The 12897-nt window shown below is 40.4% G+C and carries 9 protein-coding genes; 6 read left to right on the top strand and 3 right to left on the bottom strand.

Annotated features, from left to right (window positions below; translation table 11 throughout):
• Positions 1 to 165 precede the first annotated feature (165 nt).
• Complete coding sequence (locus GLW08_RS05960) at positions 166 to 429, bottom strand: hypothetical protein (protein ID WP_160847612.1); 264 nt, start codon at positions 427 to 429, stop codon at positions 166 to 168.
• Between the two features lie 482 nt (positions 430 to 911).
• Here GLW08_RS05960 and GLW08_RS05955 point away from each other — a divergent pair, with 482 nt between their 5' ends.
• Positions 912 to 1127, top strand: coding sequence for a diguanylate cyclase (locus GLW08_RS05955; RefSeq protein WP_160847611.1), 216 nt, complete (start codon positions 912 to 914; stop codon positions 1125 to 1127).
• Positions 1128 to 1311: 184 nt separating this feature from the next.
• Positions 1312 to 1854, top strand: a complete 543-nt coding sequence (locus tag GLW08_RS05950; RefSeq protein ID WP_337193913.1) for a GNAT family N-acetyltransferase — start codon at positions 1312 to 1314, stop codon at positions 1852 to 1854.
• A gap of 143 nt (positions 1855 to 1997) precedes the next feature.
• Here GLW08_RS05950 and GLW08_RS05945 read toward each other — a convergent pair whose 3' ends face one another.
• Positions 1998 to 2384, bottom strand: coding sequence for a hypothetical protein (locus GLW08_RS05945; protein ID WP_160847610.1), 387 nt, complete (start codon positions 2382 to 2384; stop codon positions 1998 to 2000).
• Between the two features lie 250 nt (positions 2385 to 2634).
• On the opposite strand from GLW08_RS05945, the gene GLW08_RS05940 reads away from it, so the two are divergent.
• A complete protein-coding gene (locus tag GLW08_RS05940; RefSeq protein WP_160847609.1) occupies positions 2635 to 3309 on the top strand; it encodes a TVP38/TMEM64 family protein in 675 nt (224 codons plus the stop codon).
• Positions 3310 to 3363: 54 nt separating this feature from the next.
• A complete protein-coding gene (gene lepB, locus GLW08_RS05935) occupies positions 3364 to 3906 on the top strand; it encodes a signal peptidase I (RefSeq protein WP_160847608.1) in 543 nt (180 codons plus the stop codon).
• A gap of 319 nt (positions 3907 to 4225) precedes the next feature.
• Here lepB and GLW08_RS05930 read toward each other — a convergent pair whose 3' ends face one another.
• Complete coding sequence (locus GLW08_RS05930; RefSeq protein WP_160847607.1) at positions 4226 to 5428, bottom strand: MFS transporter; 1203 nt, start codon at positions 5426 to 5428, stop codon at positions 4226 to 4228.
• A gap of 78 nt (positions 5429 to 5506) precedes the next feature.
• Here GLW08_RS05930 and addB point away from each other — a divergent pair, with 78 nt between their 5' ends.
• Together addB and addA are read left to right on the top strand one after the other, a co-directional pair.
• The gene (gene addB / locus GLW08_RS05925; protein WP_160847606.1) at positions 5507 to 9001 is read left to right on the top strand and encodes a helicase-exonuclease AddAB subunit AddB; all 3495 of its coding nucleotides are present in this window, start codon (positions 5507 to 5509) and stop codon (positions 8999 to 9001) included.
• Positions 9001 to 12726 (top strand): helicase-exonuclease AddAB subunit AddA, encoded by a 3726-nt coding sequence (gene addA / locus GLW08_RS05920; RefSeq protein ID WP_160847605.1) that lies wholly within the window; start codon positions 9001 to 9003, stop codon positions 12724 to 12726. The genes addB and addA overlap by 1 nt, the downstream gene beginning before the upstream one ends.
• Positions 12727 to 12897 lie beyond the last annotated feature (171 nt).

Below are 12897 nucleotides of genomic sequence, written 5' to 3'. Positions count from 1 at the left end.
TTGGCAAAGAGTTCCAATAGATCTGCGGTAGAAAAGTGGGTTAAAGGATGGGGAATATGAAGAAAATTATAGTTAGCTATCGTATTAGTCGGTTCTATTATAGCGGGCTCTGCAATGTTCTTATAGTTAAGAAGGGAAGTAGCATGTGATGCCCACACGCTACTTTTATTGGTTTGAAGGACGATCCTCTTGAATCATCTCTAAAAGTTTTGCAGCTCTTTCGTCTCCATCATACCATTCGTCGATAATGTCTTGCGTGTTTTTGGTGAATACGTCATGTACGAATTTTCCTTCTAAATGTTCTTCAGAAGAGGTAATGGAAGCCTCCATAGTGGATTGAATCTTATTATGGTTCGCTTGATGTGATTTTAACGGAGTACCCAGCAGAATCTCACCTAATCGTTGACTATTCAGTTTACTTATTTTCATGTTAACTCCCCCTTTCTCTCCTGAATAACCCAGATTTTAACCTTTGTTGTCTTTACAGTTGTATGAATTTATATAGTGTATATCGACAAGATATCTTATTTTTCGACATATATCATCCCTTTTTTTATATTTCTAACTTAAGATGATATAGACGAAGGGCCTGAATCTCTATCCTTGCAACCTTTTGATATCGAAAAATACATAAAAATAGATATTTAGACTCACGCATCGAATGGTTTTGGTTCTATGGTCTGTGGGAATTAGTATTCAAATATGACGCACAAACACCAGGAGGACACTGGTTTGGGATATAAAGGGAGAATAATCAGTATGGCCATCGTACTTTTCCTAGATATATTGGAATGCGTACACGTATATAATAAACGGTTCTCTTAACTAGATGAACCTAGATTTTGGTTTAGTCTTGCTGTTTCAATTGTCGAGGTATTAATGGGTGGTGGATAGGGAAGCAGTTTGATCGAGTGAAGTTTCTATCAAAACGAGGTTATTTAACAAAAGCGTTTAACAGAAGATGGGTTTACAAGAAATATGATCGATTTTTTAATAGTTTGGAAACTACCGATAGAATAAAGGTGACGTTAGTTGATATTAATCAATTTAAACAAATTAACGATCATTATGGACATGAAGTGGGTGATAGAGCAATTTGTGAGGTAGCTGAGAACCAGAGTAGATAAAAGTGGAATTGTAGCTAGATGGGGAGGGGATGAGTTTCTCGTCATCGAAAAGAGGTCATAAGCTGAACTCTCATCTCTTGAATTAGAGCATTTTCATCTGTCACCAGCAATAATCATTACTGCTTCGAAAGGGACTGTCACTTGTGAAAAAACGTATTGTACATTAGACGAACTAGTTTAGGAAATTAATGACTTTATAGAGGAGATTATTTTTCCAAAGGCGAGACAATTAAAGCTAGATTCATTTGAGGTAATGGGGAATCATAGTCACTGGAATGAGACGATAGAACATGTTTTTGCTGATCGAGAACTTGAGAGTTGGAGAAAAAATGTTTTCAAGCTTTACAAAGAGGATTACGCAAAAGAGAAAGAACCTTGTTTAGAGCCGGGATATGAGATAAAGCAAATTACAAAAGAACTTTATGACTCCGATATAATGCAAAATATTGAGTTTTTACATAAAAAGCTATTAGAGTTTTGGTCAGATGCTGATTCCTTTTTAAGAAAGGGGATTGGATATTGTGTTGTTTATGGTCAAGCCATAGTGAGTGTTTGTTTCACTGGATTTATCGCAAGTAATCTTCATGTTGTTGATATAAAAACAGACAAGCATCATCAAGGCAAAAAATTAGGACAAAAGGTGGCACATTCGTATGTGAAGAAAAGTTACGCCTTATTGGGACTGCGTGGAAAAATCATCCATCTAGGTCTGTTGCAGAGCTTCTAGGCTTTACAAGTGAGTTCACCTATAAAGGATATGCGTTTGGAATTTAAAGTGACTGTTTCTCACAAAAATAGGGGAATGCACTAGTGAATCTATGGGAAGTGTTCGCCTAATGTGAACTTAGCCATCCAAAATGTCCCCATTTATTACTCAGCTGAAGCCAAATGATAATTTGCCTGCATACCTTTCCTCATCAACTCATAAATAATTGTTTCGACATTTTTCCGGATTGCTGGATTGAAATAATTTCGTTTCTCTTCGTACCCATTACACGTAAATAAATACGATGAAAAGGATTCGTTTTTATTTAAATAGATCACGTCTAGTTTTTTATTCTTCATAACTTCTTTTAAGTATTTTCGTTCCGCTTTCCCCTTGTGCTCCATTTTTCTAAGGAGCTCTAAGTAGGGTTCTTTGATTTTAAAGGTACCTTTTTCGATTGTACGAATGTCCTGAGCGATCACAATTAGAGCCATCGATAAAAATAGATATCGTGATGCGAGTTCTCGGTCCTCTTCGTTGAGATAACGCATTCTCTTCCCTCCTGTATAATCGAACACACGTTCTATTATACCCTATATATATGTAAAAACAAACACCAATATTATGAAAATCGATACATTTTTTATCCATCGCATCTCTAACTAGATTTGAAAGCACCTTTAGGTTTAGGTGAAATAAGTATAGTTCTAGGCACAGGAGAAGGTTTTGAATTAGAATAAAAGAGTAATACTGTATATCAAAGGGAAGAAGACGTGTGGAAAATGAAATAGGAGAATACATATGAAAAAAATCCAGAACTTAGACTTCGAATCGTTACAAAAGATGATTGAGGACGATACATTTGATGATTTCATCATGCAGCTGTTGAATCAATATGAGCAGCTAGGCCCTTTGCCAGGGATATTATTACCACTATTTGAAGCTATTTTTCCTTTTTTACCTTTGTTTATTTTTGTACTAGGAAATTCGATTGCGTATGGCTTATTAAAAGGGTTTCTTTATTCGTGGATTGGAGCATCCTTAGGAGCATTGATTGTGTTTAGAGTGATTCGGCGCCTTGGTCAACAGCGTTTCTTTCAGTTTGTTCGGAAACATAAACAAGTACAGCGGGTTATGCAATGGTTAGAAAAGCACGGCTTTGGTCCATTGTTTTTACTAATGTGCTTTCCGTTTTCTCCCTCCGCTATTATTAACGTAGTAGGGGCATTATCTAAGGTGAGCTTTCAACAGTTTGCGTTGGCGGTCTTATTAGGTAAAGCCGTGATGATATTTACCATTGCCTATGTTGGCCATAGTATAACAGAGTTTGCCAAGCATCCTATGAAAACAATAGTCGTAGGAATCTGCATAGCAGTATTTTGGCTGATTGGGAAATATTTAGAACGTCGATTACAGAGAAAAGCCCAGGAGAAAGAGCAAGATAAAGAACAGGAAAAAGCAAGTGCAAACGATTAAATACAAAATAATCCGGGTAAGATGTTTATAGAATACACCTGGAGGAGTAAATCCATGAATATGAAGAACATATGGAAGTGGGTAAGGACGATTTTGTTTGCGATTGTACTTGCCATGGCATTTAGAACGTTTTTATTTGCAAGCTACATCGTTGACGGAAAATCGATGGAACCTACTTTATTTGATGGAAACTTACTAATGGTTAATAAAGTAGTCTATGACTGGGCGGATGTTCACCACGAAGATGTGATTGTCTTTCATGCCAACAAAGAAGAGGACTATGTGAAGCGTGTAATTGGATTACCCGGCGATCGTATTGAATATAAAGGTGATATGCTCTATTTGAACGGTGAGAAAGTGGAGGAGAAGTACCTAGATCCTTATCGAAAAAATGATGGAAAACCTCTGACAGAGTCCTTTACTCTAGAAGATACGACAGATAGGAATGAGGTTCCAGAAGGGCACGTATTTGTACTAGGAGATAATCGAAGAGAATCGCTAGATAGTCGTTATTTTGGTTTTGTACCGATTGAGACCATTGTCGGAAAAGTTGATGTTCGATATTGGCCTATTTCTCAACTTGCTTTAACTTTTTAACGCCTATAGAGATCCTTACCACCTTTATGTGTGGAAGGATTTTTTTATTGTCTAGCGTACAATTATAAAAATGTTGGCTTGTGCATAACTAAGTAAGTTATAGAGGCCACGTCCAGCTCCAGCGCCCAGCGACTAGCAAACTTCCTGCACCTCCTTACGTGTTTCCTTTATCTCAAAACGATTCATAGGGAGTTCGATTAAAAACGCTGCGTCATGCAGCAACATCGAACCAACCCACGTCCTGTGGGCAGCAGTTTGTACGTCGCTAACCGGGCGCTTGCGCTTTTGTTCTTTTGATGGAATCTGAACAGAAGGAATATCACTTATTTCGAAGCTGCCCGCCAATCTGTTTCATTTTCTGTTGTTGTTGCGATTCAATAAATATCGAAGGTTTCTGGATGGTTAAGCTTAGTAAGGAAAGGGAGGCAAACAATAATGCCACTCCAGCGAGAACGATAGTAAAGGGAACCCAGGCTGCTACAATGCTCCCGATGCTTGCTCCTGTTAGAAGAGTAAAAGAATAAATCGAGACAGCACTTGCTCTAGCATGGGAAGCGAATTGGCCAATAAGTAGAATGACCATTGGGATAGTCAATGCTGTCGATGCAATTAGAAATATAGATGCCATAAGCAACGTCCATATGCTTATCGTGAACAATGGAATAGTAATACCAAGTGCCATAAGCATGAGAAACACGCTCAAGACAACTCTTGGTCCTAGCTGTTTCTGTAGCGTGCCAGCAAAGAAAGCTGGAATGATTCCTATTAATCCAATAAACCGGAATGTTTGAAGTGAAAATGGAAGATTCATGCTTGCTTCGTACATAAATAGTTCAAAACTTCCATAAAACAACATGACTGCCATTAGTAAGAAAAAGGAAATTGCATAAAGTTTCTGTAAGGGTCTGCATTGAAAAAATGATAAAATAGGAGACAGGGAAAATACAATCTTTTTCTTCTTCATGGTTGATGTGTATAGAGTTATGCTCATGGCTAGAAAGCATAGGAAATAAATAAGAGAAAAACCAAAAAAAACAGTCTTATACGAATCACCAACATCGGTAAGGGCAACTGATAAGATTTGACCGAATATACCTGCAAATAAGAAGCCGGTATTAATCATGGCGATGATGAAAGCTTGCTGCTGTCCTTGAAAATGTTCAAATGTGTAAGCGAAGGCAGTGGGGGCAAAGCTTGCAGCCATTACGCCCTGGATAGCTCTCATGGCAAGGAAGATCCAAAAATTTGGTGCGAATCCAATCAGCATGGAAATGACAACCAAACTGATCATCCCAAAGATTAATAATCGTTTATGGGGAATCTGATCAGCTAGTATTCCAAAAAAGAACAATCCTACAGCATAAGGGAAAATAAAAAACGTGCTGGCTAAAGATGCGGTCGTAATCGAAATGCCAAAATGCTCTGCTAGCTGAGGTTGAAGCGGAAGCATCGTATATAGGTTACTAGCAATGAAAATCCCTGTTATCACAAGGGCTAAAGCCATCCACGTTTGCCTGTGCATGAGACCACTCCTTCAGAAATACGTAGTGGTTACTGTATGCAAATAATACATAAATAGTTCGTAAAGGGGGAGGAAAGCGTGAGTATACGATTTTTATTAGGACGAGCAGGTTCTGGGAAAAGCACGCGTTGCTTAACGGAAATTAAAGACCTGCTTCAAGCCTCGCCAGAAGGGCCGCCCATTATTTATATGGTACCAGAGCAAATGACCTTCCAGCAGGAGTATGCTTTATTGAAGCAAGATGGAATAGAAGGAAGTATTCGTGCTCAAGTGTTTAGTTTTTCTCGACTGGCATGGCGTGTGCTTCAGGAAACTGGTGGAGGAACGAAGAAATTTATTAGCTCTACAGGTGTCCAGATGATGCTACGTAAAATTACGGAGCAACGAAAATCCGATTGGAACGTATTCCAAAAAGCGATTGAAAAGCAAGGTTTCATCGAGCAATTGGAAACGATGATTACGGAATTTAAGCGATATCGTGTGACTCCACAAACACTTCAGGAACAAATGAATGTGATGGATCAATATGTTCACCATTACCCTGGAGAAGAAGCGCTTAAGCACAAGTTAGAGGATCTATCTTACATATATGAAGAGTTACTATATGCCCTAAGAGAACAATATATTGATAGTGAAGATCAACTACAGCTTTTAGCGAACAAAATTGAGGAAGCTGACTTTTTGGAAGGTGCTGAAATCTATTTAGATGGATTTCACAGCTTTACTCCACAAGAATTAGTTGTACTGCAAGCACTAATGAAAAAAGCAGCGCGTGTGTCGATAACATTAACACTCGATGAACCTCGGTATGGTGAAATTCCAGAGCTTGATTTATTCTATCAAACGGCTCATACCTTTCAAGAGGTTCAAGAGGTTGCTAATGAAGTGTCTGTTCCGATTACGGAAATCAAGCACCTATATGGAGAAGTAGGTCGTTTTCAACAGAGACATGCTTTTGAACACCTAGAACATTATTTTAATACAAGGCCAGCACCTGCCTATCAAGACAAGACACCAATTTCGGTTGCCCAAGCTGTTCACCCACGTGCTGAGGTGGAGGGAGTTGCGCAAGAGATTATTGAACTCGTACGTGATAGTGGCTATCGTTATCAAGATATGGCGATGCTGATTCGTGAACCAGAAGTCTATCACGATATTATTGCGACTGTTTTTGAGGACTACAACATCCCTGTATTTATTGATGAAAAACGTACGATGATGAACCATCCGTTGATTGAATTTTTGCGTTCAGCGATGGATGTTATGGAAGGGAATTGGCGCTACGATGCAATATTCCGCTTGTTAAGAACGGATTTCATTCCATCATCTGATTCAGAACATCCTTTAACGCAGGAAGCCATTGATGAACTAGAAAATTATTGTTTGGAGTATGGGGTACGAACGAAAAACAAATGGATTGGCGATTCTAGATGGCGTTATCAACGGTTTAAAGGATTCAATCAAGCATCGCAAACAGATGAAGAAAAACGAAAGGAAGAACGCTTAAATAGATTACGACACCAGGTGACAGCAGCCTTACTGCCTTTTGACGAATCACTTCGAGAAGCCAAAACGGTAAAAGAACGGTGCCAGGTGTTGTTTGAGTGGCTTGAAAACCTTGGAGTCCCTGAAAAGCTAGATGCTTGGCGCGACGATTATGATGATCAAGGACTAATTGAAAAAGGTCGAGAGCAAGAGCAAGTTTGGGACGCAGTTGTTCAGTTGTTTGAAGAAATGGTAGAAATGATTGGCGATGACAAGCTTTCCTTATCTGTTTTCCGTACTACGCTCGATACAGGTTTTGAATCACTTGATTTTGCCCATGTACCGCCAAATATGGATCATGTCATTGTAGGTAGTGTCGATCGTTCGCGTATTTCAGGCATTAAATGTGCCTTTCTACTAGGTGTGAATGAAGGTTTATGGCCAATGAAGCCACCTGCTGAAGGGATGATTTCTGAGCAGGAACGAGAGTTATTATCAGAGCATGGCATGCAGCTTGCAGATAGTAGCAAACGTCAGCTATTGGACGATCATTTTTACGTGTACTTGGCTTTTACAGCTCCGTCTGATTACTTATGGGTCAGTTATCCGCTAAGTAATGAGGAAGGGAAGTCGAAGACACCATCTTCCATGGTCAAGCGAATTCAGGAGTTATTTCCCCGTGCGGAGGAAAAAATGCTTCTCCAGGAAGATGATGATCATCAGGATGCTGAACGATTTATTACCACTCCAGAAAAAACACGCTCTGTCTTAACCGCCCAGCTCTCTCGTTATTTACGGGGATATCCAATGAAGGATGTGTGGTGGGATGTACTGGACTGGTTCATTGTACGTGATAAGAACCATCTGGATACGAGACGTGTGTTGATGAGTTTATTTTATGAAAATACACCAGCAAATCTCGGGAAGAACACAACAGAAGAGTTGTACCCGAAGCAAGTCAAAGCTAGTGTTTCAAGGCTGGAAACGTATTATCGTTGCTCCTATCAGCACTTCGCTAAATACGGTCTTGGACTTCAAGAGCGTTCTGTTTATAAACTGGATGCACCTGATATAGGTACACTGTTCCATGAGGCTTTAAAGCAAATTACAGAATGGATTCAAGCGGAGGGGCGCGATTGGAACACAATATCTCAACAAGATACGAATCAGTACGCTGAGCGGGCTGTTCATCAGCTATCTCCAATTTTGCAGCACCAAATTTTGTATAGCTCAAATCGCTATCAATATATTCAACGCAAATTACAGGACGTAGTCGCTCGAGCTGCTTATATGCTGAGTGAACAGGCGAAGCGCAGTCAGTTCTCTCCTGTTGGACTTGAGCTAGGTTTTGGTCCTAATGAAATAATTCCACCAATGAAGCTTGATTTGAAAAATGGCTTTGAGCTACTTCTTAGAGGACGTATTGACCGTGTGGATCGAGCTCAAGGGGATGAAGGGATGTTGCTACGGATCATCGACTATAAATCCAGTTCTAAAGGGCTCGATCTTGTTGAAGTGTATTATGGGCTGGCACTGCAGATGTTAGCGTATTTAGATGTAGTGTTAACGCATGCACAGCAATGGCTTGGGGCTCAAGCTTCACCTGCAGGAGTGCTTTATTTTCATGTTCATAACCCGATGCTATCGGATAATACGTTACTCGATGATGTAGATATTGAAAAAGAGTTGTTCAAAAAGTTTAAGATGCAAGGCCTTTTATTAGAAGATGAAGAGATTGTTAAAATGATGGATACAAGCTTAGATTCAGGTACAAGTCATATTGTGCCAGCAGGATTAAAGAAAAATGGAGATTTCTTGAAAAGTTCTAAAACAGCGGAGGAAGCGTCATTCCAACAACTTCAAGGATATATTCGGGATTTGATGATGCAAGCAGGAGAAGACATTACAAATGGGAAGGTCGATCTTAATCCATTCCAAAAAGACCAGCAAGCTGCTTGTGATTATTGTGAATTCCGTTCTGTTTGTCAGTTTGATCCTTCCCTAAAAGAAAATAGCTACCGATCATTAAAAGGAATGAAGGATGAAGAAATTTTAGACAAAATTACAAAAAGAGGGGAGGAATCGTAATGCCTACTTGGACACCAGAACAGGAAAGAGCTATTTATACAAGTGGGAAGGATATGCTCGTAGCGGCAGCGGCAGGGTCAGGTAAAACGGCTGTACTTGTAGAACGGATTATTCAAAAATTGCTCAGTCGTGATGAACCGACAGATATTGATTCCCTACTTGTCGTAACCTTCACCAATGCAGCAGCACAAGAGATGCGTAATCGTGTTGGTGAAGCTCTCGAACAGGCGCTGGAACAAAATCCAGATTCGACTCATTTGAAGAAACAGCTTTCGTTACTACAACGAGCCTCCATTTCTACACTTCACTCATTTTGTATGGATGTAGTGCGCCGCTACGCTTATTTATTAGATTTAGATCCTCAATTTCGGATTGCAGATGAAATCGAAGCGGATTTGATGCGTCAGGAGATTATGGAGGATTTGTTTGAAGAGTGGTATGGGGCTGAAGGTGAGGAACGAGAACGATTTTTTGAAGTGGTAGACAGATTCTCAAGTGACCGTAGTGATGTTGAAGTAGAGCACCTTATGATGAGCCTATACCAATTTGCAATGCAAAATCCATGGCCAGAGCAATGGATGAACCAAGTTATCGAGATGTACAAGGTTAGTCCTGAGACGCCAGAGGAAAAACTCGAATGGCTAACTATCTTAAAGCGGGAGGTTAAAAATCAATTGCATGCCATGCTTGCTGATTCAGAGCAAGCCCTGAATCTGACGCGAGAAAGTGATGGACCTTACCATTATGCTGATGCGATTGATGATGACAGGGAACGCATGCAACAAGCGTTGGGGCTCATTGATTTATCATGGCAGGATTTACAGACGTATATGCAACAGGCGGGTAGTTTTAAAAAGCTATCGGGCAAAAAAGTTGAATGTGATGAGGAAAAGAAAGAGCGCGTCAAAACTCTTCGGGATCGTTACAAAAAACGTTGGCAATCCTTAGCGCAAGAATGGTTCTCCCGTTCTCTTCCTGCTTATCTACAAGATATGGAGTCATTAGCACCTGTTGTAGAGCAACTGATGACACTTGTGAAGGACTTTCATCAACGCTTTCAGCAAAAGAAAAAGGAACAGGCACTTGTGGACTTTGCTGACCTAGAGCACTATTGCCTGCAAGTATTAATGGATGAATCTTCGACGCCTGAAAACATTGTTCCATCTGAAGTTGCTCAGAGCTATCAAAGTCAGTTCACTGAATTATTGATTGATGAGTATCAGGATACCAATATGGTACAAGAAACCATTCTTAGAATGATTTCTCAAGGTGAACAAGCCGGAAATGTGTTTATGGTGGGGGATGTGAAGCAAAGCATTTATCGCTTCCGTCATGCGGAACCATCGTTATTCATTTCAAAATACAAGCAATTTGCTCAAGATGAGCACCCTGCTGAACGGGTAGATTTGGCAAGAAATTTCCGTAGTAGGAAAGAAGTCTTGGCAGGAACAAACTATATTTTCCGACAAATTCTTGATGAAGATGTTGGCGAAATGACGTATGACAGAGATGCAGAACTCATTTATAGCAATACGATTTATGATGAAATCACCTCCGATGATTCCGAAGCGGAACTAATGGTTATTGATCGCGAAGCTTCCGATGAAGGGGAAGGATCATCCAATGAAGATGTACATGATTTAGAAAAAGCGCAACTGGAAGCAAGAGCCTATGCGAAGAAGATTAAAGAATGGCTAGGACATGGTGACGGTGAGCCATTGCAGGTTGTGGATAAAGCAACAGGGGCTAAGCGGAGCATACAATACCGAGATATTGTCATCTTGCAACGTTCTATGACATGGGCTCCCACGATAGTGGAGGAGTTAAAGCAGCAAGGAATTCCTGTTTATGCTGAATTATCTACCGGCTATTTCGAAGCTATTGAGATTCAAATCATGCTTAGTCTCCTAAAGGTGGTTGATAACCCTCGCCAGGATATCCCTCTAGCTTCTGTACTACGTTCACCTATTGTTGGATTGAATGAGGACGATTTGACAAACATACGATTAACGAAAAAAAATGCAGCTTATTTTGACGCATTGAAACAATATCGTAGGGTAGGAGAGAACCAAGAACTCGTACAAAATGTCGAACACTTCTTGATGCGGTTAGATGTTTGGCGTGTTCGTGCTCGACAAGGATCACTATCTGAATTGATTTGGCAAATTTACCGGGAGACAGGCTACTACGATTTCGTAGGTGGTATTCCTGGTGGAAGACAACGTCAGGCTAATCTTCGTGCCTTATATGATCGAGCGCGTGTGTATGAGTCTACATCGTTCCGTGGATTGTTCCGGTTCCTTCGCTTTATTGAACGAATTGAAGAGCGTGGAGAAGACCTGGGGGCGGCCCGTGCGTTAGGAGAACAAGAGGACGTTGTTCGGATTATGACCATTCACAAAAGTAAAGGACTGGAATTCCCAGCTGTACTCCTTGGCGGGATGGATAAGCAATTTAATCAGCGCGACCTAATGGCCAAGTACTTGCTTCATAAAGATATTGGTTTTGCAAGTAAATACATTGATCCAGAAAAACGAATTATGTATCCAACGCTTGCCTACCATGCACTAAAAAAAGAAAAACAACGAGAGTTACTAGCTGAAGAGATGCGTGTGCTCTACGTTGCCTTAACACGAGCGAAAGAAAAGCTCGTAATGGTCGGTAATGTATCTTCGTTAGACAAGAAAATGCAAAAATGGCAAGAATGGATTGATCATCCAACTTGGGTACTTCCGTCTCAATACAGACTTGAAACGAAATCGTATCTGGATTGGGTGGCACCAGCGTTAATTCGACATGAGCAAAATGAAGTGCTTCGCGGTGAAGCGTCCATTAACCGTATTCCTGAGGATATTTTCAACGATGAATCCCATTGGCGAATCTCCCTTCATCATGCGAATGAGTTCGTGAACCCTGCAACAGTCGAGGAGCAGAACCATGAGGCACTTGAAAGAGCTGTGAAGGAATGGAAGCCATTCAACGATGAATCACAATTAAATGATGAAGTAGAGCGCAGGTTGAATTTTCAGTACCCGCATCAAAAAGCAATCCACCACCGGGCCAAGCAGTCCGTAACAGAATTAAAGCGTCAACGCGAAGCCAAGGATGAATATAGTGCGGATACGTTAATAAAAGCCTCAGCCAAGAAACCAATCGTCCAACGTCCACGATTTATGCAGAAAAACCAAGAGTTATCAGCAGCAGAGAAAGGTAGTGCCATGCATACCGTGTTGCAACATATTCCGTTTGAACGAGTTCTTACTGTTCCTGAAATCGAGGACTATGTGGAGAAATATGTAGAGATGGAATTACTAACACGAGATGAAGGGGATGCTATTGATTACCATGCAATTGAAGCTTTATATCAAAGCGAACTCGGTTCAAGATTAATCGAAGCAGACGAGATTCATCGTGAAGTGCCATTCACGCTAGCACTTCCAGCACATGAAGTGTACGCAGATTGGATAGAAGAAACGAACGAAAAAGTGTTCATTCAAGGTGTGATTGATTGTATGATTCCGACGGAGGCCGGTTGGATGATTATCGACTACAAAACTGATCAAATTAACCAGCACATTAATGATAAACTTATCGAGAAACTACAAGATCGGTACAGAACCCAAATCTCTCTTTATGCGGAAGCATTGGAACGTATTTGGAAAAAGCCAGTTACCGATAAATACTTGTATTTCTTTAACGGACCACTACTGACTAAAGTAGAATGAGGTGTGTGATGGACGAGAACGTGTGAATTATGTGGTAGAACTCCTGTGGATACGACAGAACACCATTTGATTCCCAAACAATATGGAGGTACTGATGGATGGGCCCGTTGCCCGACTTTGTATCCCATGCCATAAATATATCCATGCGATTTTCACCATTGAGGAGCTAGC

It is taken from the genome of Pontibacillus yanchengensis, assembly GCF_009856295.1.
GTDB lineage: Bacteria > Bacillota > Bacilli > Bacillales > BH030062 > Pontibacillus > Pontibacillus yanchengensis_A.
Note: the sequence above shows the minus strand (reverse complement) of the source record. Positions and strands in the feature narration are given on the sequence as shown.